This window comes from Brevibacterium sp. CFH 10365 (assembly GCF_009299785.1).
In the GTDB taxonomy this organism is placed as follows: Bacteria; Actinomycetota; Actinomycetes; order Actinomycetales; family Brevibacteriaceae; genus Brevibacterium; species Brevibacterium limosum.
This window is the reverse complement of sequence record NZ_VIGO01000004.1, coordinates 194,677-220,257: the sequence shown is the minus strand read 5'-3', so window position 1 is coordinate 220,257 and position 25,581 is coordinate 194,677. Positions and strand designations below refer to the sequence as shown.

Here is a 25,581-nt window from a genome sequence, read left to right as displayed (position 1 = left end):
ACGGGTTCGCAAGTGGTTCCAGTATACATCGGAGGCGCCCCTCGGTTCTAAGCCGGTCGTTCGAGGTGAACGGCGGCCGGCTCTTGTGAGGGGCGAGCGTCGGGGTCGGTCACGGGGGCGGGGCCCGTCAGAGGGCCGGGGTTGACGGTGGGGTCGGCGGCACCGAGGTCGGGGTCGACGGCGAGTCCCGCCGGACGCTGCCGTGCCCGGTATTGCCCCGTGGCCCATGCCCCCAGCGCCACCGAGGCCCAGCCGATGCCGAGGCCCGCGATGTCGTCGAGGATGTAATGCCACCCGAAGTAGAGGGTGGCCAGGATGGTGATGGCGAAGAAGATCCAGGCGATCGCTCGGACGGCCGGCCTCTGATTCGTCCGCGTCATGAACAGGGCTGCGGCGAAGGTCACAGAGACGTGGAGTGATGCGAACGCCGCCACACCCTGAATGGAGTCGCTGCCCAGGGGATTGCTGAGATAGTCGAGACGGGTCGTCATCAGAGAGTCCTGGAGTTGACTGACTCCGGTGTCGGGCAGTGCCTGGTAGGCCTCGGGGTTGCTGAACGCCGGTCCGACCGAGGGCAGGAGGTAGTAGCTGACGGTCCCGAGAACCCAGTTGAGAGACAGGGTCGTCGCATACCAGGCGCCGATGGCATGGTTGCGGCTGAGGACGAGGAACGCACCGAGGCTGATCGGAATGAGCGGAAGATAGGCGAGGTAGGCAATCGAGAGCACATTCGCCATGATGTGGGTGCCGAGCAGTTCGTGGAGCACCACCGCTGGGTTATGGCCCCCGACGAGCCAGGAGTCGAGGTGGAGCAGCTGCCGGTCATAGAGAGTGCCTTCACGATAGACCGGCAGCACACTCTTGAGATTGCGGTAGGCGACGTAGCAGACGTAGAAGCTGAGCAGCCCGGTGCCGATGCACAGCAGACGGTGCGTGTTCCACTCCTTCTTGACGGTGTCGATGACAGCGGCGGGCAGGTTCCGCCACCCGCTGCGTCTCACCGCCTCCACGATCAGCCCGACGCCGATGAACCCGAGAGCCAGCAGGGGCAGACGGATGTATGAGGGTCCGAGGAAACCGTCGGGGTCCCGCAGCGGGAGATCGAGATAGAGGGACGAGACCACGGCGGCCGCTCCGACGAGCAGGGAGAGCGCCATGGCAAACGTGTAGGGCCAACGTCGCATTCTGGTCATCGGAACACCGTACTGATCCAGCTTTAGTGCTTCTTCGGATTTCCCTCGGAGCCGGCTGACCGCAAACGGGCCAGAACAGAACGGTCCACCCACTGTGTGCCTCGCGGCATTAGTGTTGGGCCATGACAGAAGGTCCATTGAACCCGACTCCGAATCGCGATGACCCGATTCCCGAGGGACTCAAACTCGGTGCCCGCTTCACCGGATATCTGCTGGTGATCATCGCGGGGATCACAGTTGCGATCTTCGTCGCTCTGCAGGTCGCCCAGATAGTCATCCCGTTCCTGGCCGGACTCGTCCTCTCTGCCCTCCTGGTCCCCATGTCGACGTTCCTGCAACGGCATCGGTGGCCCAAATGGCTGGCGGTGGTCACCGTCTGGGTGGTCGTCCTCGGCCTGCTGGCCGGACTCGTCCTCCTCATCACCTTCCAAATCAGAAGTGAGATACCTGAGATCCAAAAGCAGGTGGCGACGACCCTGGACGCGGCGAAGCAGTTCTTGGCCATGCAGCCGTTCGGAATCACCGAAGCCAAACTCAATGGTCTCGTCGACTCCTCGGGGAAGTGGCTGCAGGACAACGCAGAAGGTCTCGGCTCCGGGGCCGCCGAAGTGGGCACGACGGCGGCTCATATCGTCGAAGGCGTCCTCATCATCCTGTTCGTCACCCTCTTCGCGCTCATCGACGGACGGGGTATCTGGACCTGGGTCGTCAACATCTGGCCGAAGAAGGCGCATGCGCGGATCTCCGCGGCCGGCGAGGCCGGGTGGAAGACGCTGACGGACTTCATTCGGATCCAGCTTGTCGTCGCGGCCAGCGATGCGATCGGGATCGGAGTGGGCGCACTGATCCTCGGGGTCCCATTGGCGGTGCCGATCGCGATAGTGGTCTTCCTCGGGGCCTTCGTGCCGTTCGTCGGAGCGATCGTGGGCGGCGCGGTCGCGGTGGGCTTGGCGCTGCTCTTCAACGGCTGGGTGCACGGCCTGATCATGCTCGGGATCGTCATCGTCGTTCAGCAGCTCGAAAGCCACGTCCTGCAGCCGTGGCTGACAGGACCCACAGTGAAGATCCATCCCCTGGCGGTGATCCTCGGGGTGACAGCGGGAGCAGCGGTCGCGGGCGTCGCCGGGGCTTTCTTCTCCGTGCCGGTGATCGCGACTCTCAACTCGATGATCCACGCGGCCAAGGACTACAGAGTGGGAATGCAATGAGACGGGCCTCGCCACGGCTGAATCGAGTGCGGATCGTCAAGGGCGCTCTTCGGCGTCTGCTCGAAGACGAGTGTCTCGACAGAGCGGCCGGCCTGGGCTTCTACGCTCTGCTCTCTGCGGCACCGGCCATCCTCGCCATGGTCTCGCTGCTCGGCGTGATCGGGGAGGCCGAGTCGACCACGAAGGCGGTGCTCTCCCTGGTCCACGGAGTCTCGGCCGAGGCGGCCGCGGCGATCCGCCCGTTCATCGTCGAACTCACCGAGTCGTCCGCGGCCGGAGCCACCCTCATCGGCAGCCTGCTGCTGGCGATCTGGTCGTCGTCGAAATACGTCGGCGCGTTCGGTCGTGCCCTGAACGCCGTCTACCGGGTCGAGGAGACCCGACCCTATTGGAAGTTCAAGCCGCTCATGCTGCTGATGACCGTGGTGACGCTTCTCGTCCTGGCCGCTCTGGGGCTGCTGCTCGTGCTGTCCGGGCCCATCGCCGAAACGCTCGGCGAGCTCATCGGAATGGGCGCGACTGCCCTGCTGATCTGGAACGTGGTCAGATGGCCGGTCTTCGTCTTCTTCGTCATGCTGCTCATCGCTCTGCTCTACTACGTGACCCCGAACGTCAGGCAGCCGAAGTTCCGGTGGGTCAGCCTCGGCGCGTTCGTGGCTCTGCTCGTGCTGCTTGCCGTGTCGGCCTGCTTCGTTCTCTACATCAACAACTTCAGCAGCTACAACGTCACCTATGGCTCGATCGGGGGAGTGATCGTCGGCCTCGCCTGGGTATGGATGGTCAACCTCTCGCTGCTCCTCGGCGCCGAGTTCGACGCCGAGATCGAACGCGAGCGTCAGCGGCAGTCCGACGGTGCCGCAGACGAGCTGTTCCGACGTCCGACGAGTGCCGGTCAGCCGAACGGAGACAGTCGCCGGCGCACTGCTGACAGCAGTCACAGCGGCCCGGGGCCCAGGAACCAGGTCCCGGGCCGCTGACCGCCTGTCCTCTTACCTCTGTGCCCGTCGGCGGAGGCGTTTCGCTGCGAAGCCAGCCGCGCTGGCCAGCACCTCGTTGGTTTCATCGACGAGGCGGCCGAAGTGGAGGAAGGAGTGGAGCACATGCGGGTACTCCTCGAACTCGACATCGTTGCCTGCCCGTTGCAGCGTCCTGGTCAAGGCGCGGCTGTCATCACGCAGCGGGTCGAGCCCGGCGGCCGCGACGAACACCGGAGGCAGACCGGACAGATCAGCGGTGAGATGGGATGCGAACGGCGACTGTTCGTCCTCGGGGACGGCGAAGTAATCGTCCCTGAAGTTGTTGAGGTCGTTGGCGCCCATGCCGTCCCACTCCCCGCCGAAGAGTCTTCGGCTGGCGGAGTCGACCAGTCCGTGACTGCCGTAGACGGAGATGAGAGCGCGCAGGGACGAGAAGGACGAGGGCAGTGCTCCGATGGCGGCGGGCTCGTCGCGCAGCAGCAGGGCGGTGCCCAGAGTCAGTCCGGCCCCGGCCGAGTCGCCGGCGACGGCCAAGCGGGCACCGTCGATGCCGAAGTCGTCGCCGTGCACGGCCAGGTGGTCGATGATGCCCGCGCATTCGTGGAGTGCCTGCGGGAACTTCACCTCGGGGGAGAGCGAATAGTCCACACCGATGACGGCACTTCCGCTCGCCTCGGCGAGCACCCGCATGATCCGGTCATGGGTGTCGAGATCGCCGACGGTGAACCCGCCTCCGTGGAGGAACACGATCCCGGGCAGAACCGCCTCGGCGAGGGGCCGGTCAATACGGATCGGAACGTCGACGCCGGCGGCGCGGATGTGCCCGTCATCGGTGCGGTCCATCGTGGGGCCGCCTTCGTTCCAGTAGGAGCGTTCGGCACAGTATTCGGCACGTTTCGCCGTCAGACGTGCCGTCTCGGCATCCATGTCGTCCTTCACTGCCCGCTGTCCTGCTTGGGCACATTCGGCGGCGCGGGCGGCCTGGAGGTCGAGCACGGCCCGCATCTGGTCAGACATTCCGGCGAGGATGTCTGCGGGAATCGCAGTGCATGTCGCTCCAGCGGCTGCCTCCCCGACGAATTTCATAGACCCCTCCGTCACGACTTCAACTCTCTCGAATGCCTTGAGCAGGCGTGCCGTTCACAGTGTTCGTGTCGACGACTGCCCCTGCCGCAGCGTGCATCTCACTGCTGATTACACCCTACCCGCAGGATCCTTCGCGGTGGGAGAAGATCGGGTGCCCGGGCAGCCGGCTGAGGGGGCTTCCGTCCGACCGGGAGGCAGGTCCACAATGGCGTTCAGGCGGTATTCCGTTCGCACTGCCCGACGGCGGGGTCGCCGGGGCCGTAGGAGTGAGCGGACCAACCGTCGACAACGACGAAGCCGTCGCTGAGGCGGCCACGGAGGTGAATGTCCGATGAAGGCAGTCGTCTACAAGGGACCGCGCGAGGTCGCGGTCGAAGACGTCGAAGACGCGAAGATCCAGGATCCGACAGATGTGCTCGTGCGCATCACCACCGCAGCGATCTGCGGTTCGGATCTGCACATGTACGAAGGGCGCACGGATGCTCAGCCGGGAATCACTTTCGGGCATGAGAACATGGGCATCGTCGAGGAGGTCGGCTCGGGTGTGGCCACGGTGAAGAAGGGCGACCGCGTCGTTCTGCCATTCAATGTGGCCTGCGGGTTCTGCGACAACTGCCGTGCCGGAAAGTCGGCGTTCTGCCTGACGGTCAACGAGCCGGGAACCGCCGGTGGCGCCTACGGCTACGTCGGCATGGGACCCTACGGCGGCGGTCAGGCCGAATATCTGCGTGTGCCGTTCGCTGATTTCAACTGTGTGCCGCTGCCGCCGGGAGACGAGCACGAGAAGGAATTCTCACTGCTCGCCGATATCTTCCCCACCGGCTACCATGCGACGGAGCTGGCGGGAGTGCGACCCGGTGAGACCGTCGCCGTCTACGGTGCTGGACCGGTGGGCATGATGGCCGCCTACTCTGCCCTTCTCAAGGGGGCGAGCCGGGTCTTCTCGGTCGATCACGTGCCCAGCCGCCTGGACCTCGTCAAGAGCATCGGAGCTGAGCCGATCAACTTCGACGACGGCGACCCGGTCGAAAGGATCACCGACGCCCTCGGCGACTATGGGGTCGATCGCGGAATCGACGCCGTGGGCTATCAGGCGACGGCGGCCGACGGTGAGGAGCAGCCGGCCACAGTGCTCAACCAGCTCGTCGGCACGGTCCGTCACACCGGCGGCATCGGCGTCGTCGGTCTGTACCTGCCCTCGGATCCGGGCGCTCCTGACGAGCATTCGGCAAAGGGCGAGCTGCTGGTCAAGATCGGCCGGCTGTTTGAGAAGGGGCAGTCGATCGGCACCGGACAGGCCGATGCCAAGCGTTATGCACATCAGCTGCGCGATCTCATCATCGCAGGACGGGCGGAGCCGGGCTTCGTCGTCTCTCAGGAGCTGCCGCTGTCCGATGCTCCGGATGCATACGCGAAATTCGACAAACGCGAAGAAGGCTATTCGAAGGTTCTGCTGCACCCCGGCCGGGGCTGATATCGATACAGGACCCGGTGATGCACGGCTAGGATCGACTCTATGACCGAGCACATGCGCCGACACGAAACCGACCACGAAGTCCCATGGTCACTGCCGATCGTCGTGCGCCGGTCGAAGACCGCCATCGCCCGCCACATCGATGTCCTCGAGGCCACCGCTCGAGCCGTCGTGGCATTCCTCGACGACCCGCGTGCCCAGGAGGGCGGTGAGTGGCACGACGCCGTCGAGGACTGGCGCGACGGAGCCATCCGCAAGGTCGTGCGCCGCGGTGATGGGAAGAAGCTCGACGACGCCCGTGCCCTCGGCTGTGTGGGTGTGACCCACGGCGGCACGGATGATTTCGCCCCCGCTGAGGCGTTCGTGTTCGAACCCGGCCCCGTCGAACCGCTGCCGCACGAGCTGAAGAAGCTGCAGGTGGGCGGCACCGAGTTCCCCGATGAGGGTGGATCCTCGGTCCCCGCCGCCGAGGCGGTCGTGACGATCGAGCTGTCACCCGAGCTGACGCTGACGACCGGGAAGGCCGCCGCCCAATGCGGACACGCCGCGCAGCTGGCGTTCGAGCAGATGCCCGACGACGTGAGGAACCGCTGGAGAGAGTCCGGATTCAGTCTGCGCGTGCAGACTGCGACGAAGGCCGCGTGGGTGGCGAACGAGCAGCAGGTCAGCGTCGTCGACGCCGGGTTCACCGAAGTCGACGGACCCACGGAGACCGTGCGCGCCTCATGGTGAGGCTGCAGCTGCCGAGACGATGATCTCTCGCGACGTGCCTTCGCCGATTCCCGCCCGTCCTGACGCCGCGGCGATGGTCAGTGAGGCCTGGAAGTCGGCGCGTCTAGGTCTTGACAGGTGCAGTGGCGAGGACAAGCCTGGAGGGCCAGGCTGGGCCACCTGACATCAGGTGGGCTGCGGCACATCCGAGACCTGAGACTTTCTGAGGAGAACCCACATGGCGACGTCCGTCAGCGACTTCATCATCGATCGACTCATCGCCTGGGATCTGCACCACTGGTACGGATACCCCGGCGACGGCATCGGCGGCTTCGACGGAGCCATGGGACGAGCGCAGGACGAGGGCAAGGACTTCACCTATGTGCGCCCCACCCATGAGGAGGAAGCCTCGTTCATGGCCACCGCGCACGCGAAGTTCACCGGAGACGTGGGCGTGTGCGTGTCGACTTCGGGCCCCGGAGCCATCCACCTCATGAACGGCCTCTACGACGCCAAAGGCGACAACGCGCCCGTTGTCGCCATCGTCGGCCAACAGGCGCGGGTGTCGCTGAACTCTGAATTCCAACAGGAGATCAACCTCGAACGCCTCTTCGCCGACGCGGCCGTGTTCGTGCAGACCGTGACCACCCCGATGCACGCCCAGCTCGTCGTCGACAAAGCCGTGCGCATGGCCAAGGCCTACCGCGGACCGGCCGTCGTCGTCCTCCCCGCCGACGTGCAGACCATGGACATGGAAGAACCCGCGGTCGAGCATTTCGTCTCCCGCACCGGCATCGGCTACGCCGAGGACCGCCTGCGACCCGACGACGACGCGCTCGCCCGCGCGGCCGAAGTCCTCAACAGCGGACAGAAGGTCGCCATGCTCGTCGGGCAGGGCGCGATCGGGGCGACCGATGAGGTCATCAGCGTCGCCGAGCGCCTCGGTGCCGGTGTCATCACCACCCTCCTGGGCAAGCAGGTGGTGCCGGGAGACGTCGGATACCACACTCAGCAGCTGGGACTGCTGGGATCGCGGCCGAGCTACGACATGATGCAGAAATGCGACACCCTGCTCATGGTCGGCACGAACTACCCCTATGGCGAGTTCTTGCCGCCGACCGGGCAGGCCCGGGCCGTGCAGATCGATCTCTCTCCGCGTCACCTGGGCATCCGCTATCCCACCGAAGTCAACCTGTGGGGAGATGCGAAGACCACTCTGGCGGCCCTGCAGCCGCTCCTGACCCAGCATGAGACCGAGTGGCAGGAGAAGATCGCCGAGGAGAACCGGGACTGGACGAAGGAGAACACGCGGGTCGCGCAGACCGAAGCCGATCCGATCAACCCCCGCCGCGTCTTCGTCTCTCTCAACGAACGTCTGCCCGAGAACGCGATCATCACCTGCGACGCCGGGAGCACGGCCGACTGGTACGGCTTCCACATCGAACTGGGACCGAACCAGATGGGCAACCTCTCGGGTCGGATGGCCTCGATGCTCGCCGCGATGCCCTATGCGCTGGCCGGCAAGTTCGCGCATCCCGATCGCCCGGTGGTGTGCACCATCGGCGACGGAGCCTTCCAGATGATGGGCATGAACGGTCTGCTCACCGTCAAACGCCACTGGCGGGAATGGTCGAACTCCACCTTCGTCGTCCTCGTCATCAACAACGGCGACCTCAACCAGGTGTCCTGGGAGATGCGGGAGGCCGGGGACCCCAGGTGGGACACGGCCCAGCTGGTCGAGTCGATGGACTACGCGGGCTACGCGGAGCTGCTCGGACTCAGAGGTATCGCCGTCGACGACCCGGAGGACATAGACGCGGCCTTCGACCAGGCATTCGCCGCCGACCGGCCGGTCGTCCTCGACGTCCGCTGCGACCGCAACACGCCGCCGCTGCCGGCCCACATCGCCTTCGCACAGGCCAAAGGCCTAGCGGAATCGCTGCTGGGCGGGGACCCTGAGCTCGGGCAGGTGGTCAAGCAGAGCTCTCGCGCCACCGCCGCACGGCTGTTCGCGCGCATGGGTCTGACTTCGGATGACTGATGACGGCTCGTCGAGCTGCTCCATCACGCGGTGCAGCAGGCCTCCTGAACCACGACCGCGGACACCGGTGATCCGGTGTCCGCGGTCGCAGTTGCGCTGAGTGAGCGCTGGTTCGGGTTCAGCCCTCGGATGTCTCGTCGAGGTCTGCGAGCTCTTCTTCGGTCAGCGGCCGCGTCTTCGTGCCGTTGCCGAATTCGTCGAGGTAGATGATGTGTTTGACCATCTCGCCGGTCTCTTCGTCCTCGACTTCGATGATGTCGCCAGGTTGGGTCGCTGGCTGGTAGAAATCCTCATTGACTCCGGTCATCGTGACCACCTCCTGTTGGGCTTCTGACATTACGCCACTGTGATGTGACTCTCAAGCATCCCGTTCGGGGGTGGAGGTGCGGCCGTCGAGCCTCTCAGGCCGTTGCGCGTGCCTGTCGTTCCTCCTCGAGCCACAGGCACAGAGCGGCCTTGTTCGCAGCGAGTCCGTTCGGCGCCCAGAGCACCTTCCGCGAGTGACCTTCATCGTCGGTCATCTGAGCGACACCGAGGCCGGCCGCCGACTGGCGATCCGCCTCGGCGTCGGTGATGTCGAACTCGATGAAGACGTTGCTGTTCTGCTTGGCACCGTGGATGTCGAGGATCTGCGACCACGGGATGAGCCCGGCCTTGGCGGTCTTCATCTCCACCCCGGCAGGAGTGACCGTCAACGCCGGCCGGCCCGCGAAGAGGCGGCGGATCATCACGACGACGCCCCAGAGGAAGAAGACGACGGCGACCCAGCCGACGATGGCCCAGATCAGGCTTCCGCCCAGCCCCATCGCCAGACCGACGAGGACGAAGATCACCGAGGCGATGAGAAGCAGCACCGTCTTCCCCTTGGAGAATCCGAAGGACACGGCATCGCCGTTGTTGAGCGCGGCCGCCCAGTTTTCGATGGACTGCTGCTGGGTGCTCATGCTGGGAGGTTCTCCTGAGATCATTGGGCGCCGGTTTCGGCTGAACGCCTCAGCCTAACGCGACCTCGCCCGCAGACTGATCCCGGTCTCGGAGGACAGGACTCGGTAGTCTGGTGAGATGGAACGACTCAAGCTGCATACCGAGGGCGGTCGCGATCGCAACGTCGCCGAGGAGGCCCGTCCCGGAGAGGACGAGTTCCGCGTCGATATCGAACGGATCCGATTCTCCCCGTTCTTCTCCCGCCTGGCCTCGGTCACCCAGGTCATCCCGCAGGCCGGGTCCGGCACCGTCATCCACAACCGGCTGACGCATTCGCTCAAGGTCTCCGCGGTGGCCCGGTCGATCGCGATCACGTTGAACTATTCCGACGAACGCACGCGTGAACTCGTGGACCGCCTCGGCGGGTGTGATCCGGTGGTCGTGCAGGCGGCAGCGGCCGCCCACGATCTGGGGCATCCGCCGTTCGGCCACCTCGGCGAGAAGGAGCTCGACCGGGTGTCGCGGCAGGTGCTGCGCCTCGATGACGGATTCGAGGGCAATGCGCAGACGTTTCGGATCCTCACCGCGCTCGACAGCTGTGAGGCCACGGCGCGCGGTCTCAACCTCACGCGGGCAGTGCGGGCCGCGGTGCTGAAGTATCCGTGGGAGCGCGGGGAGTGGAGCGGGGATCAGGCTCCGTCGGCGGAGCGGATGCCGCGCGGTGTCGGCAACGAGGTGGGTGAGGGAGCGATGAAGTTCTCTGCCTATGTCACCGAGGTCGATGAGATGGCCGATGTGCTGTCGGTGTTCCCGGCGATCGGGCGCTATCAGCAGACGCTCGAATGTGCGGTCATGGATGTCGCCGACGATATCGCCTATGCGGTGCATGACCTCGACGATTTCTACCGGTCGAATGTGCTGCAGTACACGGCTGTGTCGGCCGAACTCGGGCGATGGCTGCGTGACTGCCGGGAGTTGGCTGCGCTCGATTCCGCGGAGTTGGATCGGCGACGGCCCGGGCATGCGCTCGAAGCGATTCGGCGGCACATCGGGGAGAAGGATCCGTGGATCGCATCGGAGGCGGCGTTCCGTGCCTCGGTGGAGCGGGTCAATCGGGATCTGGTCGAAGGGCTGCTCGGGGTCCCCTACGACGGGGGACTGGAGGCGGATCGGGCGGTCACCGGGTTCACGCGGCGGTGGATCGACCGACTGCAGGCGTCCATCGTCGTCGACCCGGAGCCGCATATCCGTAGCGGTCATGTGCGACTGAGTCAGGAGGCTTGGCACGATGTCGTGGTGCTGAAGTTCGTGCATTCGCGGTTCGTGCTCGAACGGTCTGACCTGGCCGTGTACCAGCGTGGGCAGACGAGGATCATCGCGTCCCTGGTCGAGGGGTTCCATGAGTGGCTGCTCGACCCGGATGAGGCGACGCGGATTCCGCGCCGCCTCGTTGATTCCGTTGAGGCGGCCACGCAGGAGTATTCGGACCTCTATGCGCGCAATCCTGCGGCGCTGGGGGAGGAGGGCGCGGCGGCGGTCGTGCGCCGGGGCCGGGCGCGGGCGGTCGTGGACTATATCGCCGCGTTCACCGATGCGCAGGCGATGTCGGTCAATGCTCTGATCACCGGTGCTTCGGAAGAGCCGTGGGAGGCCGGGCGCGGGTTGTAGAACTTGCTGGCTGAGCCGCGCTGGTGAATGACGAACGGCGGGATCGAAGATCTCTCTTCGATCCCGCCGTTTGCGGTGTTCAGCGTTCGCTGCTCAGCTGGTGGGTCGGGCCGGACTCAGCGTTCGGGTTTGTGCCCGAACGCTGAGCTCCGGTGGACCTCAGTGCTTGCCGGCGCGGTAGCGGCGGGTTGCCCACACCGCTGCGGCACCGCCGGCGAGGAGCAGTGCGGCGAATCCGACCATGGCCGGGATGCCATCGGCACCCGTCCGCGGCAGGTCTCCGCCATCGCTGCTGCCCGAGGCGTTGGTGCTCGAACCGGCCGAGGCATTGGCCGCGGATCCGGCGTTGGCCGACGATCCGGCGTTGGCCGATGCGGACTCGTCCGAATCAGCCGATGCCTCATTTGCATCGTCTGCCGACGAAGCGTTGGCTTCGTCGCCGTCGGCCGAGGCGTTCGCCTCTGCGCCTTCAGCGGCTGCGTCAGCCTCTGCACCGTCTGCCGCTGCCGCAGCGGAAGCCTCGGAGGAGGAGTCCGCCGTCGATGCGGCCGAAGCGGCGGCACCGGCGTTGGCGTTGGCTGCGGCCGATGCCTGTGCGTTCGTCGCATCCTCGTTGTCGGCGTTCGCGGCGACGTTGGCTGCCTGCTGTGCCGAGGCGTTCGGGTCCGAGGTCGCGTCCGCCGAGGTCTCCGAGGAGGCCTCTTCGTTGGCGGCGGACTCGGCGGCTGCTTCGGCGTTCTCGTTCGCTGCTGCCGATGCCGTGTTGTTGNCGGCGTTCTCGTTCGCTGCTGCCGATGCCGTGTTGTTGGCATCGTTGTCGGCTGCTGCCTGAGCGGCTGCCTCGGCGACCGCGTTGCCGTTGTCATCGGCATTGGCCGAAGCCGAGGCCGAAGCGGCAGCGTTCACATTGGCGTCAGCTTCGTCAGCTGCATCGGGATCAGCAGCTGCGTTAGCTGCGGCTCCGTCGTCGTTGCCGTCAGCATCGGCCGCGGCCTGAGCCGAGGCTTCAGACGAAGAATCAGCGTTGGCTGCTGCCGAAGCTGCTGCAGATGCGTTGGCATTCTGAGCAGCAGTGGTGTCAGCGTTGGCCGAATCATTATCGTTGCTGTCGGCGGTTGCGGTAGCAGCAGTCTGAGCAGCTGCATTGGTCTCCGTGGTCGCGTCCGTCGAAGCCTGTGCGGTGGCTTCTTCGTTTGCGGCGGAGGCTGCTGCTGCCTCGGCGTTCTCGTCGGCTGCGGCCGATGCCGTGTTGTTGGCATCTTCATCAGCGGCTGCCTGAGCAGCTGCCTGGGCGGCAGGATCGGCATCCACGTCGGCTTGAGCGGATGCGGCGGCCGAGGCCGTAGCATTCGCATTCGCCGTGGTGTCGTTGCTGGCATCCGCGATCACGGAATCATCGGCGTCGGCTGCGGCGGCTGCCGAGGCCTCGGACGAAGAGTCAGCGGTCGCTGCCGCGCTGGCCGCAGCCGAAGCGTTGGCGTTGGTTGCCGACGAGCCTTCAGCGTTCGTCGAACTCGAGTTGTCGGCGTTGGCAGCAGCGTTGGCTGCCTGCTGTGCCGAGGCGTTCGGGTCCGAAGAGACATCCGCAGTCGTATCGGTGGAAGCTTCCTCGTTGGCTGCTGCCTGAGCGGCCGCTTCGGCCGTTGCATCGGCAGCTGCGGTTTCCGTGGAATTCGCATCGTTGTCGGCTGCTGCCTGAGCAGCTGCCTGAGCGGCGGGATCGCCATCGACGTCTGCGTCGGCAGATGCCGATGCCGAAGCCGCTGCGTTCACGTTTGCATCTGCCTCAGCTGCAGTGTCTGCATCCTGCGTAGCAGTGCTTTCTTGACCGCCATCGGCATTCGCTGCGGCATTTACCGAAGCTGTCGCCGAGGAATCGGCATTCGAGGCTACAGCTGCGGCCGCCGCCGGGTTGGCGTTGGCTGCAGCGGACGAGTCTGCGTTCGTGTTGCTCGAGTTGTCGGCGTTGGCCGCTGCCTGGGAAGCGGTCGTCGACGATGCGTTCGGGTCAGTTGTCGCATCGCTCGACGCGGTCGTCGAAGCGTCAGCAGTAGCAGCCTTCTCTGCTGCGGCTTCAGCAGTGGCGTCAGCCTCGGCAGAAGCTGTCGTCGACTCATCGGCCATGGCTGCGGCCTCCGAAGCTGCCTGAGCTGCCTCGTTGCCATCGTCATCGGCCGTCGCCGACGCTGCTGCCGAAGCGGCGGCGTTGGTGTTCGTATCGTCATCGCCGGGCTCATCGGGAGCATCGGCGGTTGCGCGAACCGAGGACGAAGCGAGGTTGATGTCGACAGCGTCAGCTGTAGGAAGCAGTTCCAGACTCAGCGCGTTGACCGTAAATCCTGGTCCGTTATCACCGGGTACCTCGCTAGTCTCTGGTGCCCGAGCTGCGGCATTTGGATTTGGCGACTGCTCGTTGATGACTATGTTCACCACATTTTCGTTGACCGCTTTGAAAACGCCGTTCAATCCGGTGACAACTGGGTCGACAAAAGTCTTCACCGTGGATTCGAGGCTCGGACCGGCGAGATCGAGGAGCCCACCGATCTCACTGCCGACGTCCTTGATGAGCGGAAGTGCCAACTCATTCGCGAGTTGGTTGATGTCGATGCCCAATGTGCGGAGGAGGGCCGTCAGGAGCGATCCCACCAGCCCGTCGGCCGTGATCTTGAGTGTCGGTGCTGAATCATCGGTCCCGACGAGTTGACCGAGCGTGCCGTCGACGTCGATGTTTACGCCGACTGCACTGAGGTTGGCAACTTTCAAATTCGCTTCGAGATCCATTGTGACCTTGGTGCTGTTGAACGCAGTCGCGAGACTGTCGGTCACCTTGCCAGCGACCTTGCCCAACGCATTGGACACGGCCGCAGTAATCGCGTTGATCACATCGTCGTTGAGCAGCTCAGTATTGGGATCGAGGCCGTTCAGTCCTTTTGATCCAGCAGCTTTCTCGATATCGACTGCAACAGTGCCGTCTTTGAGATTGATCGAAACGATCTTATTGTCATCGACCAAAGGTTCGGCAATGATTTTGTCGCTGATGCCGTCGAGTGCTGCGTCGAGGCCGCTGACAGCGATCGTTCCGCTCTTGACATCTACGTTCAAAAGGTTGCCGGCAACGTCAGTGCCGAAATCGATATTGCTCAAGAGCGAAGTCGCGGTGCCGTCTTCACCCAGCACATCGTCGACGGTCGTCCCAACATCACCGATGGTGTCATCGAGACCTGTGGATATATCCCCGAGGAGCGGACTCGAGAGGTTCATCTTTGCGTCGGCAAGAACATACTTCGAGTCGTAAGTCTTGCCATCGGTCGACTCTGCCGTTGAACCCAGTGCTCCGAGCTCGAGGGAGAGATCATCGACTATGTCGTCGGTGAGTGCATCGACATTGACCTGATCGAGGAGGTCAGTGAGATTGAGCTTCGCGTTGCCGAATTCGCCGGGGTTATCGGGGTCGAGATTGAGCGCCCCGTCTGTTCCGAGTGCGCCGGCACTGGCCTTGGCACCTTCGTACGAAGGTGCGTGCCCGTAGGCGTTCAATGCGCCGGCATCACCTAGGTCGAGCAGCCCAGCCCCGCTCGGTCCGCTGACCAGAGGTAGCGAAACGCCTTCGCCCAGATCGACCCTGAGCGCATTCAGGGCTTCGATGTCCAGCGGAGTGCTCACGGCATCAGAGTTCGCAGGCGAACTGCTGTAGGCCGAGGCCACGTCGGCGAGCTGTCCGCCGAGGAGCTCGGACTGTATCAGCTGACCCCAGGCTTCGGCGTCTTGCTGCGGCCCGTCATCGGGTCGGCCGGCGGCAGCCGCCGGGGACACTGTCATTGCAGTCAGCGCGAGCGCCGAGGCGGCGGCGACTGTGCCCACTGCAAACTTTCGACCGGTTCCGGGCCGGCCTCTCAGTATTCTCATGGTTCTCCACATCGTTCGGATCCTGATCATTTCCAAGCACGGCCTGGACGGAAACGGGCAGTTTCCTGGCAGATCCCTCACAACATTACGGAGTAATGAAAAAGTAATCAGTGAATCACAAGAAAAGTTACCTCGTCGTTATAGTTACGCTCAGGTAGATCCGAGAGGCCGTTGTGGTTTTCTGTCGAGGTCGGCATCGTGCGTGCCTCAGCCAATAAACGCCCAGGCGGTGGGCTTATGGACTCTATGCGAATCTTACGGCTCAAATAATGTCACGGCCATAGTCGAGTCATTGAAACAGCACCCTATTGTCACGGATTGAGGTACAGAGGTCTGGGCCCGAGGTCGACCTGTGACCAATCGGTGACCCGCAAGGTCACGACTTCCGTGGTGTGGACGGGTCACGCCTGGCACCGTGCCAGCGTCTACAGTCGACTCAACCGGCAGGAACGACGGAGATCGACGAAAGAGTTGAGGCATGGCGAAGACAACCCGGTGGGCCGTCATCGGAGCAGGCATCATCGGAGCCGCGGTCGCCCGCGAGATCCTGGCCCGCCACGACCGTGCCGACGTCACTCTCTTCGAGAAGGAAGACCGCCCGGCAGCCCACCAGACAGGTCACAACTCCGGAGTGGTCCACGCCGGCCTCTATTACGAACCCGGCAGTCTCAAGGCCACGCTGTGCCGCCGCGGCGTCGACCTCATCCGCGACTTCGCCCAGGAACACGAAGTCGCCTATGACGAATGCGGCAAGGTCGTTGTCGCCACCGACGACATCGAAGTCGACCGCCTCCACTCCATTTACGACCGCGCCCGAGCCAACGGCGTCCCCGACATCGCTCTGCTCGAGCGCGATGGCCTGCGCGAAATCGAACCGAATGCCGAAGGCCTCGCAGCACTTCACTCACCCCACACCGCGATCATCGACTACTCCGGACTCACCGACGCCCTCGTCTCCGACTCCCGCGCCCACGGCGGCCGCGTGCGCTTCTCCACACCGGTGAAGTCCGTCTACCACCGAGGCGGCCCCACCGCCCGTGACACTGCCATCGTCCGCACTCCGGTCGATGCCCAGGAATTCGACCGCGTCATCGTCTGTGCCGGGCTCCAATCCGACCGCCTCGCCGCCCGCTCCGGACAGGCCCGCACACCGACCGTGGTGCCCTTCTTCGGCCAATACTTCATCCTCGATGCCGCACACAGCGATGCCGTCAACGGACTCATCTACCCCGTACCCGACCCGAATTATCCCTTCCTCGGCGTCCACGTGACCCGGCGCATCGACGGCGGACTGATGATCGGGCCCAACGCCTTCCTCTCCTTCTCCCGCGAAGGCTACCGAGGCCTCGGTCTCAACATCCCCGATTCCCTGGCCGTGGCCGCCGACCCCGGATTCTGGCGCTTCGCCGCCGGCAATATGGCCACCGCTGCGCGTGAACTTCCGGGGGTGCTCTCCATCGAGAGATTCGTCGCGGAGGCGGCTCGCTACGTCCCCTCCCTCGCCGGAGCAGGCGGCCACCGCGCCACTCGCGGAATCCGCGCCCAGGCGATGAACCGGGACGGAACACTCGTCGATGATTTCGTCATCGATCGTGCGGGAGCCACGATGTTCGTCAGGAACGCGCCGTCCCCGGGAGCCACCTCGGCGCTGGCCATTGCCGAACACCTCGTCGGCATCATCGACGGCCGACGATGACGGTTCCGGGCGTCGACGACGAAGGGCCGCCTACCCGACCGTGAGGACGGGGAGGCGGCCCGAAGATCAGAGTGGCTGCTCAGCCGCAGCGACTCACTTGGGTGTGCGGGTCTCTGCGCTGATGAACCAGGCCTGCTGCTCGAGTTGAGCGATGTAGCTGTGGAAGATGTCGGCGGTCGTCGGATCCGCCGAGTCGACCTCGTCGTGGCAGTCACGCATCGAGGCCACGGTCGCTTCGATCGACGCGACCATGTGGTCGATCGCATCATGGGTGCTGATCTCGCCGTTCGGGAACTCCGGCAATCCGGTCTGTTCGGCGATCACCGCGGGGCGGCCGTCAGGTGAGGCGTGGAGGGCGCGCATACGCTCGGCGATCTCATCGCTGCCGGCACGAGCAACGTCTGTGACCTCGTCGAGGTTGAGGTGGAGGTCACGGAAGTTCGTGCCTACGATATTCCAATGCGCCTGCTTGGCGGTGAGGCTCAGGGCGATAAAGTCGACCAGAACCGTCTGGAGGTTCTTGGTCAGGGCGTCGGAGGCGATGAAGCCGTGTTCGGCGTTCTCGCGAGTGGTCTTCTCTGAGCCGTGGGGGTCGGGAACTGTCACTGACTGTGTCATGATTCTTGCTCCTATCTCTCCGGTTTCGCGTTGATCCGGAGTCTGTGGCCACCATAACGCCGCCCTGACCGGGACGGAACCCCCGTCAGGTTGTACCGGTCTCGTCGTCCTGGGCGATGTAGACGCGGGAGCGCAGTCGTTGGGCGTGAGTGAGGTTCTTGAGGTCGATGTCGCTGTCGAAGCTCGAGCCGAGTGCGCCGGCGACGACGCCCATCGCTGCGCTCAGCCACGCGATGTCGAGGTAGTTCGTCAGGCGGGCTTCGGGTCGGTGGATCGTCTGCGCCATGAACTCGGGGTCGATGACGATGAGCCCACCGGCGAGGATGCCGATGACCAGCAGGGCATAGAGACCCGTCACACAGATGATGAGTGTGAGCACGGTGGACAGGTTGTAGTAGAAGACGACCTGAGCCAGGCGCTCATTGACAGGACGGTCCCAGAGGCGATTGATCGTGATCAGCCAACCGACCATGACAGCGATGGCGATAGCTCCGATCGAGATGAGCCGGGCGGTTGAGAGGTGGTGTGACATCTGCCAGATGGAGCTGTAGAAGATGCCGAACGCCCCTGTGGCAGCGGCCGCGGCCATGGCGCGTGAGAGTCTGCGGGACATCCGCAGCGGCTCATTGGCCATGGTCATGCCCAGGACGAGGCGAGTTCCGCCGGTGAAGGTGTGAGCATGGAGGGTGCGACGTCCCGACTCGGATCGGCTCGACCACCGGCCCCAGCGTGGGAGACGGTGCGTCTTCGTCGGCAGATGCCCGTCGGGCAGGAGCTGATTGACGCAGCTCATATAGATCTTCAGCAGCCGGCGCTTCGTCGTCAGCGCGCCGAGGGTCGGGCAGGAGATCACGGCGATGTTGCGCGACGGCAGCACCTCGGCGATGAGCGGTTTGCCCTGTGTGTGGCGCGGAATGTCTGTGAGCATGATGACGAGGTCCGCTGCGGGATAGCGGTCGACGATCGCGTCGAGAGTCGACAGCTCCAGCCGATGGTCTGCCTGGACGCGGAGCGCCTCGGTGCAGACGTCGACGGTCACCTCCGACTCGAAATCCTGCCGGAGGAGTTCGGCGAACCCGTCCTTCAGCGCGGCCACTCGGCGGCTCGGGGGACCGGGATCGCAGATGAGGAGGATGTGCATTTTCCCACTGTGGCAGGGGCCGGCGCCCATGGCCAGGGCGGCGGCGAATTCCGACGCTTTCCCCACGGCACATTCAGGCCGGGTCGATGCCTGTGCAGCGAACACGTATTCTGATATCGAAGATGTTCTGATGTCGAAGAATCGACGGATGATCTGAAATCAACGAGTCGGCGAGACGAAGGAGGACGCGGCCAATGGCAGTTCTGGTGACCGGAGGGGCAGGCTACATCGGTTCGCACGTGGTGCGGCTGCTCACCGAACGCGGAGACGATGTGCTCGTCGTCGACGACTTCTCCACCGGCATCGACGCCCGCGTCGAAGGCCTGCCAGTGGTCAACCTCGACCTGGCCGCAGCCGATGCCGAGGAACGCCTGGTGTCCGCGATCAAGGACCACGGCGTCGACTCGATCATCCATTTCGCCGCGAAGAAGCAGGTCGGCGAATCCGTCGAGGAACCGGTCATGTACTACCGGCAGAACATCGGTGCACTGACGAACATCCTCGCCGCCGTAGAGCGCTCAGGCATCGAATCGCTCGTCTTCTCCTCGTCGGCCGCGACCTACGGCATGCCCGATGTCGACATGGTCGCCGAGGACCTCGACTGCCGCCCCATCAACCCCTACGGCCAGACGAAGCTCATCGGCGAGTGGATGATCGACAACCAGATCACCGCCTCCACGATGCGGGGAACCACGTTCAATGCCGTGAAGCTGCGCTACTTCAACGTTGCCGGCGCCGGCTGGCCGGACCTCGCCGACACAGCCGTCATGAACCTCATCCCGATCGTGCTCGGGCGGTTGAAGGACGGCAAGGCACCGATCATCTTCGGCGACGACTACGCCACCCCGGATGGCACGTGCATCCGCGACTACGTCCACGTCAAGGACCTCGCCGAGGCCCATATCGCCGCCCTGGACTACATGAAGGCCGGCGGGACGACGGAGACCGTGTTCAACGTCGGCACCGGAACCGGCGCCTCGGTCAAGGAAGTCATCGACACCATCGCCGAGGTGACCGGCCGTGACATCATCCCTGAAATGGGCGAGCGTCGTGCGGGTGACCCGCCGGCGCTGGTCGCCGACGTCTCCCGGATCTCGGCCCTGCTGAGCTGGAAGGCAGAGTTCGGTCTCGAGGAGATCGTCCGCAGCGCCGTCGAGGCCGCGGGGATGCTGCCCGACCAGGAATGATGAACCAGCCGGACCCATCCGCAACAGCACTTCAGTGGGTCCGAGCACGCTCCGCGCCAGGGCAGGAGCTGCCGGCCGAGGCGCGTGTGGCACTGCATTTCCATCCCGGTGCTGATGCTTCGGGAGCCGGAGTGCTCGCGTCGATTCTCGACCGCGGGCAGTATGTGTCCCAATTCGTCACTGGCACGAGCAATGGGGGCCTGACCGCCGTTCCAGGTGGCAACCGATGGCATTGGGAGCAGCGGATATTCGGCGGAGCCTATGACCATGTGGACGTGCAGCAACGACCGGTCTATGGGGCACTTGACCTCGACGGCGACCCCTATGGGCCGGCACCGCGGTTCGGATCGGCCTACCTGCGTCTTCGTCCGGAGATCCTTGCGCGAGCGACGTTCGCCTACCCGGACAGCACCTTCGAGCCGGAGCTCTTCGGAGTTGCTGACCGGATGAGCCTCATCGCCGACTATCGTCGTGACGAGCGGGCGATCGACCAGCCTGCTGCTCAGGGATGCGGGATCGTCCGCGACCGTCTCGATCACTACATCGAGGCTCATGTCCACGGTGGGGTGAAGGTGCCCGAAGACGTCGAAGTGCTGGTGATCGATCCCAGCTTCGACGATCATGCGGTGCTGGAGACGGCGGACCGCTGCGGTCTCGCCGTCGAGACTCATCCGGGCTATGTCGCCGAGGTCTCCGAAATCGCCGCGCATCCGGAGTATCGGGGCCAGGACGTGGTCGAGCTTGCGCAGCGGATCGCCGAGGTTGTGGGGAACTCAGCGCAGCTGAGACCCATCCATGTCGCACGCGCCCGACGGGCGTGGGATCTCGACGGGCAGCAGATCAAGAAGGTCTGGCACTGCCTCGCGCGATTCGGACGGACCTGGTGAGACCACGCCTCACTTCGCGGACTTCATCTCGCTTTCGACGACCCATTTGTGGTTCGTCATCTCCATCTCATCGGTTGTGATGTCGACCATGTAGACGGTTTCGTCGGTCGCTGAGTCGATCGTCGCCTCGGCGCCCTTCATACCGGGCATGTGGTCGGCATTGACGGTGGCCTTCGCCCCCTTCTTCAACGGTGCCGATCCCGGGTCCTCGAGCTCTTCGTGGACGACCCATCTGTGATCTTTGACCGGATCCCCGCCATCTGTCGGTGTGTAGCTGATCGAGTAGGTCGTCGTGTCGAAGGCACCGGAGACAGTTGCCTCAGCTCCCTTCATTCCCGGCATGTGATCAGCTGAGAGGACGACGGTGTCGCCGACGGCGAATTCGGGATCGCCGGCCTTCGCAATTCCCTCCGGTGGCGCACCGCCATCGGCTGCGTGCCCTTCGTGGCCGCCCGGTTCGTGGTCGGAATCGCTGTTGCTCATGTCTTCGTGATCGGATCCGCCGCCTTCATGGGAGGCAGTTTCACCGGGAGTGCCGTCACCGCTGGTTCCCTGGGCGTCGTCGCTGCCGGTCGAACAGCCTGCCAGCGCCAGCCCGATCGCTGTGGCGACTGCCGTGAGGCGGACGGTCGGTGTGAACTTCTTCAAAGGTGGTCTCCTGATTCTGTGAGACTGTCGCGTCTGGTTCTCACGGCGGAGGATGAGGGCCTTTCGGGCCACCCATCCGGTGGACCCGCCTTCACCACCGTATACCCCAGAAGGGTATGCTTGCCAAGATGACATAAGTGCTCTGCACCCGTAGTGACGTGGGGAGATAGAAGAAGATGAAGCGATTTGCGTTGGGAGCGGCCGCGCTCGCTCTGTTGCTGACCGGCTGTTCCGCTCCCGAGGCGACTGGTGGCTCGTCCACGGATTCCGGCCAGTCTGCGGGCGTGCAGCCGGGGTCGGCGAAGGAGCTGCTGGCGGATCTCGATCTGGCCGCAGACGACGTCACGGAAGTCATCGACCACCTCGACCGCCTCCCAGCGGACGAACGGCCCACCGACCTCATGGCCTCGGTACAGACCGACGAACTCGTCCTCACCGACGGTCAGCAGGAAGCGACGATGGCCCTGCCGCAAGGCAAGAGCTACGTGTCCATCGCCCCGTTCGTCGATGAGACACACGACTGCTACTATCACAGCCTCACAACCTGCCTCGGCGAGATGAGCGGGGAGGACGTGGACGTAATGATCACCGACTCTGAGACTGGAGAAGCGGTGGTCGACGAATCGACGACGACCTTCGACAACGGATTCGTCGGGTTCTGGGTGCCATCCGACATCAGCGGCACCATCCGAATCACCGCCGAAGGCAAGACAGGTTCGACCGAATTCTCGACGAAGAGCGACGGACCCACCTGCGTGACAGACCTCCAACTGCAGTAAGCGCGAGAAGTAGGAGACCGACCGCTGTCACTCACTCAACAGGAGAACTGTCATGTCCCACCACATCGTCATCGGAGCAGGGTTGGCCGGTGCCGCAGCCGCGTATTCCCTGAGCGCGCGCGGCGAGGACGTCACTATGCTCGAACGGCACACTCCGGCCAACGACCGGGGGAGCTCCCACGGTTCGGCCCGCATCTTCCGCTATGCCTATCCCGATCGTCTCTATACCGAACTCGTCGTGCGCGCCCGTGGACTATGGGACGGTCTCGAAGCCGAATCGGGAACCGAGCTGATCACCCGGACGGGAGCCGTCGACTTCGGCGATGCCCGGCATACGAGCCTGCTCGCCGAGATCTTCGAGGAGGTCGGAGTCGAGCACGAGGTCCTCGACCCGGCACGGGCTGCTGAACGGTGGCCGCAGTTCGTCTTCGACACCGAGGTCCTGTGGCACCCCGACGCCGGCGTCATCGACGCCGAGACCACGGTGAATGTGATGCTCGACCGTGCCGAGTCCACCGGTCATGCCCGGGTCCTCACGGATTGGACGGTCACCGAGGTGGCTCGACGCTCCGCGGGCGGCTTCCGTGTCGCCTCGGCGACGGGGGCCGTCGTCGAAGGCGACCGCGTCATCGTCGCTGCCGGCGGATGGCTGCCCGACCTCCTCGGCGATCTGGGGCTTCCGGAAGGGTTCCTTGGTGCACTGCCGCGGTTCGAAGTGCGGCAGGAGCAGGCGTTCCACATGCCCTACCGCGACGCCGACGAGGATGGGCGGCCGAGCGCACCCTGGCCGACGTTCATCCACAAGTCGGACGACATGTTCACCTACGGACTGCCCGGCGGACGGGATGCCGGTTTCGCCGGGCAGAAGTTCGCGCAATTCAACGGTGGGAAGGTGATCGGTTCCGCGCTTGACCAGGACGGACAGATCACCGAGGAGATGCGGACCCGGATGATCGACTACGCGAAGCGGAATCTGCCGGGACTCATTCCGGAACCGTACGCGGAGACCACCTGCCTGTTCACGAACACCACGGACGAGGACTTCGTCATCGACGAGGTCGACGGTCTCGTCATCGTCTCCGCCTGTTCGGGGCACGGGGCGAAGTTCGCGCCGCTGCTCGGTGAGTTCGCAGCCGACCTCGCCACCGGTGCAGGCGGCGTGCCGGAACGGTTCCGGGTGGGGCGCTCGAGCCGTTGACGCGGCTGAGTCGCGGCACGCACCGGGCGCCGCCGGTAGCGGATCGTCTGCGGGCGCGACCGGATCAGCGGCGCTTCGAAGCGATAATGAGGTGCCGTGTCGAATGGGCGATGAACGGCTCACCACGACGCATCCGCGCGTCGAGGTCGCGCAGCTGCGGCAGAAAGTCCGCGACCGCGAAATCGGACACCCACCACGGGCACTTGCGCAGGATCCACACGATCGCGCCGACGTCGTAGAACTCCATGCGGCACCGTGCGGTGCACAACGTTTCGACCGTGAGTCCGGCCGCCTCGGCGGCGTCTGATTCGGTCAGTGGATGCCGTGCTCGTCGATTCTCGGGCAGCGGGCCGAGGAAGAACTCGATGAGCTCGAAGGCCGAGGCCGCACCGACATGCTGGGCGAGGTAGGTGCCGCCGGGGATGAGCACACGGGCGATCTCCGACCATGCGGGACTCACGGGATGTCGCGAGGTGACGAGGTCGAAGCTGCCGTTGGCGAAGGTCAATCGGTGCGGGTCGGCCTCGACGACGTCGACCCCGCGTGGACCGAGCCGGTGACGGGCCACGGCGATATTCGGACGGTGCGACTCGGTCACCGCCATGCGCGGAGGCAGCACCGGCGCCTCGTCGACGACTTCACCGCCGCCGGAGTCGATGTCGAGGGCCGCGGTCGCCGTCGACAGCCGCCTGGCCAGCAGCGTCGAGTATCGCCACGGAGGCCGCTCCTCGGTGGCGCGCCCATCGAGCCAGTCGAACCCCCAGCCGGTGACATCGGCGGACTGGGCCTCGGTGACGAGCTCGTCGAAAGTGCGCATACCGTCATCTTCGCGCACGCGGCTCTCAGGCGTCGAGCCACGCGGTGACGTCGCCGAGGAGGTCGCTCGGTGCTTCGAGCGGGACGAGATGGCCGGAGTGCGGGAAACGTGTCACGTCAGGGCGGTCGGGGAGCGCCTCGGCGAGACGATCGGCCTGATCAGCAGGAATCCACGGATCGTCCTCGCCCCAGCCGATGCGGACCGGGCAGCGCACCTCGCCGAGGCGGTCGACGATGGGTGCCGTGTGCTCGGGGAGCAGTGCGGCGATCTGGCGGTAGAAAGCCGCCTGACCGGTGTCGGTGCACCAGGGCGAACTGAGTACGGCGAGCCATTCCGCGCTGAGATTCGAGGCGCCGACGGCCGGCGGTGATTCGTCGGGCGTCGTGCCTGCCGCTCCGGCGATGTACTCGCGGACAAGTGCGTGGTGAAGACGAGGTGGGAGGGCGGCGAAGACCGCTTCGTTCTCGGCGACGAGGCGGAAGAACGGCGAGCCCCACGGGTCGAGAGTGACGATGTCGAGCAGATACAGCGATGCGAAATCGCAGCCCTCGAGCAGATGCGCGCCGAGCGCGACCGCGCCGCCGATGTCGTGGGCGATGACGTGCGGATTCGAGATCTCCCAAGAGTCGATGAGCTCAGCCAGACGGCGACGTTGGGTGATGAGATCAACGGCGGGGGCCGCCTCGGCGAGGGGAGGGTTGGTGGGGCGCAGCGGCGGGTCCGCGCTGCCGGGAATCGACGCGCCGAAGCCTGGCATGTCCCACAGGCGGACGCGGTGATGTCGGGCGAGCTCGCGGGCAAGCGGCAGCCACATCCGCGCTGACCACGGGGTTCCGTGGCAGATGATGACTTCGCCGAGGCGGTCCTGGCGGTGGCTGTCCGGGCCGGTGCGTTCACGGTGGGGCGGTTCGAGGGTCGTGGTGGCCACCTCGGCGCCGTCGCTTAAGGTGATGCGGTCGGTGATGGTGCGGATTTCCGGTTTGTTCATGAACCGAAGGTAGAACTTCAGGTCAACCTGAAGTCCAGGTGTCATCATGGACTGATGAAGATCGGAGATGCTGCGGCACGGTTGGGAATGGCTGCGCATGTGCTCAGGCATTGGGAGGATGAGGGCGTCGTCGTGCCTGACCGGACCGCGAGCGGGCACCGGGACTATTCGGCCGAACATCTGAGCCGGTGCCGGATCGTGCTGTCGTGTCAGAGCGTAGGTATGAGCCTCGCCGAGATCCGGGCGATTCTGCATCGTGGGGAGACCGGGCGTGCCTCGGTGATCGCTGCTCGACTGTCGGCGATTCGAGCCCAGCGGGCCTCGCTCGACTCGGCGGAGAAGTTCCTTCTCCACGTCCGCGAATGTCGACACGACCTCATGACCCGGTGTCCGGAGTGTTCGGAGTATGCGGGGTGAGGTGGACCGCGCTGGGA

General features: G+C 65.0%; 23 protein-coding genes. 13 read left to right on the top strand and 10 right to left on the bottom strand.

From position 1 onward, the window contains the following. Nucleotides 1-47: 47 nt before the first annotated feature. Entirely contained in the window at nt 48-1,193 is a 1,146-nt protein-coding gene (locus FHG09_RS09610) for a phosphatase PAP2 family protein (protein WP_227492671.1), read from the bottom strand. 122 nt (nt 1,194-1,315) lie between these two features. On the opposite strand from FHG09_RS09610, the gene FHG09_RS09605 reads away from it, so the two are divergent. Together FHG09_RS09605 and FHG09_RS09600 are read left to right on the top strand one after the other, a co-directional pair. After that, nucleotides 1,316-2,401: an AI-2E family transporter gene (locus FHG09_RS09605; protein WP_152347430.1), complete on the top strand. Its 1,086-nt coding sequence runs from the start codon at nt 1,316-1,318 to the stop codon at nt 2,399-2,401. After that, nucleotides 2,398-3,378 carry a YihY/virulence factor BrkB family protein gene (locus FHG09_RS09600; RefSeq protein WP_152347429.1) on the top strand — a complete coding sequence of 327 codons (981 nt, stop codon included), beginning with the start codon at nt 2,398-2,400 and terminating at the stop codon, nt 3,376-3,378. Before FHG09_RS09605 ends, FHG09_RS09600 begins: the two co-directional genes overlap by 4 nt. Nucleotides 3,379-3,390: 12 nt before the next feature. Here the strand turns inward: FHG09_RS09600 and FHG09_RS09595 are convergent, their stop codons facing one another. Continuing rightward, nucleotides 3,391-4,464, bottom strand: a complete 1,074-nt coding sequence (locus FHG09_RS09595; RefSeq protein ID WP_227492670.1) for an alpha/beta hydrolase fold domain-containing protein — start codon at nt 4,462-4,464, stop codon at nt 3,391-3,393. A 47-nt stretch (nt 4,465-4,511) separates the two neighbouring features. Here FHG09_RS09595 and FHG09_RS20370 point away from each other — a divergent pair, with 47 nt between their 5' ends. The 4 genes from FHG09_RS20370 to FHG09_RS09575 all read left to right on the top strand — a co-directional run bounded on the left by FHG09_RS20370 (nt 4,512) and on the right by FHG09_RS09575 (nt 8,690). Next, complete coding sequence (locus FHG09_RS20370; protein ID WP_152347428.1) at nt 4,512-4,799, top strand: heme-binding protein; 288 nt, start codon at nt 4,512-4,514, stop codon at nt 4,797-4,799. Further along, on the top strand, nt 4,796-5,938 hold the full coding sequence (locus FHG09_RS09585; protein WP_152347427.1) for a glutathione-independent formaldehyde dehydrogenase: 1,143 nt from the start codon (nt 4,796-4,798) through the stop codon (nt 5,936-5,938). Before FHG09_RS20370 ends, FHG09_RS09585 begins: the two co-directional genes overlap by 4 nt. Before the next feature lie 42 nt (nt 5,939-5,980). Then, nucleotides 5,981-6,670, top strand: a complete 690-nt coding sequence (locus FHG09_RS09580) for a peptidyl-tRNA hydrolase (protein ID WP_152347426.1) — start codon at nt 5,981-5,983, stop codon at nt 6,668-6,670. A gap of 217 nt (nt 6,671-6,887) precedes the next feature. After that, nucleotides 6,888-8,690, top strand: a complete 1,803-nt coding sequence (locus FHG09_RS09575) for a thiamine pyrophosphate-requiring protein (protein ID WP_152347425.1) — start codon at nt 6,888-6,890, stop codon at nt 8,688-8,690. A 118-nt stretch (nt 8,691-8,808) separates the two neighbouring features. Here FHG09_RS09575 and FHG09_RS09570 read toward each other — a convergent pair whose 3' ends face one another. Next, nucleotides 8,809-9,027 (bottom strand): hypothetical protein, encoded by a 219-nt coding sequence (locus FHG09_RS09570; RefSeq protein WP_227492668.1) that lies wholly within the window; start codon nt 9,025-9,027, stop codon nt 8,809-8,811. 64 nt (nt 9,028-9,091) lie between these two features. After that, nucleotides 9,092-9,634, bottom strand: coding sequence for an STM3941 family protein (locus tag FHG09_RS09565; protein WP_152347424.1), 543 nt, complete (start codon nt 9,632-9,634; stop codon nt 9,092-9,094). Nucleotides 9,635-9,752: 118 nt separating this feature from the next. Between FHG09_RS09565 and FHG09_RS09560 the strand changes: the two genes are divergently transcribed. Continuing rightward, a complete protein-coding gene (locus FHG09_RS09560; RefSeq protein ID WP_152347423.1) occupies nt 9,753-11,282 on the top strand; it encodes a deoxyguanosinetriphosphate triphosphohydrolase family protein in 1,530 nt (509 codons plus the stop codon). A gap of 159 nt (nt 11,283-11,441) precedes the next feature. On the opposite strand, the gene FHG09_RS09555 is transcribed toward FHG09_RS09560, so the two are convergent. Beyond that, nucleotides 11,442-15,143 (bottom strand): choice-of-anchor G family protein, encoded by a 3,702-nt coding sequence (locus FHG09_RS09555; protein WP_193627340.1) that lies wholly within the window; start codon nt 15,141-15,143, stop codon nt 11,442-11,444. A gap of 523 nt (nt 15,144-15,666) precedes the next feature. Between FHG09_RS09555 and lhgO the strand changes: the two genes are divergently transcribed. Further along, nucleotides 15,667-16,884, top strand: a complete 1,218-nt coding sequence (gene lhgO / locus FHG09_RS09550) for an L-2-hydroxyglutarate oxidase (RefSeq protein WP_152347421.1) — start codon at nt 15,667-15,669, stop codon at nt 16,882-16,884. Nucleotides 16,885-16,977: 93 nt separating this feature from the next. On the opposite strand, the gene FHG09_RS09545 is transcribed toward lhgO, so the two are convergent. Further along, complete coding sequence (locus FHG09_RS09545; protein WP_152347420.1) at nt 16,978-17,502, bottom strand: Dps family protein; 525 nt, start codon at nt 17,500-17,502, stop codon at nt 16,978-16,980. Between the two features lie 85 nt (nt 17,503-17,587). Next, on the bottom strand, nt 17,588-18,709 hold the full coding sequence (locus FHG09_RS09540) for a hypothetical protein (RefSeq protein WP_227492667.1): 1,122 nt from the start codon (nt 18,707-18,709) through the stop codon (nt 17,588-17,590). A 128-nt stretch (nt 18,710-18,837) separates the two neighbouring features. Here FHG09_RS09540 and galE point away from each other — a divergent pair, with 128 nt between their 5' ends. Next, nucleotides 18,838-19,830 (top strand): UDP-glucose 4-epimerase GalE, encoded by a 993-nt coding sequence (galE, locus tag FHG09_RS09535; protein ID WP_152347419.1) that lies wholly within the window; start codon nt 18,838-18,840, stop codon nt 19,828-19,830. An 86-nt stretch (nt 19,831-19,916) separates the two neighbouring features. Then, nucleotides 19,917-20,717: a DUF3626 domain-containing protein gene (locus tag FHG09_RS09530; protein ID WP_264674067.1), complete on the top strand. Its 801-nt coding sequence runs from the start codon at nt 19,917-19,919 to the stop codon at nt 20,715-20,717. A gap of 9 nt (nt 20,718-20,726) precedes the next feature. On the opposite strand, the gene FHG09_RS09525 is transcribed toward FHG09_RS09530, so the two are convergent. After that, complete coding sequence (locus tag FHG09_RS09525) at nt 20,727-21,365, bottom strand: YdhK family protein (RefSeq protein WP_227492666.1); 639 nt, start codon at nt 21,363-21,365, stop codon at nt 20,727-20,729. 176 nt (nt 21,366-21,541) lie between these two features. On the opposite strand from FHG09_RS09525, the gene FHG09_RS09520 reads away from it, so the two are divergent. Further along, the gene (locus FHG09_RS09520; protein ID WP_152347417.1) at nt 21,542-22,144 is read left to right on the top strand and encodes a CueP family metal-binding protein; all 603 of its coding nucleotides are present in this window, start codon (nt 21,542-21,544) and stop codon (nt 22,142-22,144) included. 52 nt (nt 22,145-22,196) lie between these two features. After that, a complete protein-coding gene (locus FHG09_RS09515; protein ID WP_152347416.1) occupies nt 22,197-23,342 on the top strand; it encodes an FAD-dependent oxidoreductase in 1,146 nt (381 codons plus the stop codon). 64 nt (nt 23,343-23,406) lie between these two features. Here the strand turns inward: FHG09_RS09515 and FHG09_RS09510 are convergent, their stop codons facing one another. Further along, nucleotides 23,407-24,159, bottom strand: a complete 753-nt coding sequence (locus FHG09_RS09510) for a class I SAM-dependent methyltransferase (protein ID WP_152347415.1) — start codon at nt 24,157-24,159, stop codon at nt 23,407-23,409. A 25-nt stretch (nt 24,160-24,184) separates the two neighbouring features. After that, entirely contained in the window at nt 24,185-25,147 is a 963-nt protein-coding gene (locus tag FHG09_RS09505) for an alpha/beta fold hydrolase (RefSeq protein WP_152347414.1), read from the bottom strand. 54 nt (nt 25,148-25,201) lie between these two features. Between FHG09_RS09505 and FHG09_RS09500 the strand changes: the two genes are divergently transcribed. Then, nucleotides 25,202-25,564: a MerR family transcriptional regulator gene (locus tag FHG09_RS09500; RefSeq protein WP_152347413.1), complete on the top strand. Its 363-nt coding sequence runs from the start codon at nt 25,202-25,204 to the stop codon at nt 25,562-25,564. Nucleotides 25,565-25,581: the final 17 nt, after the last annotated feature.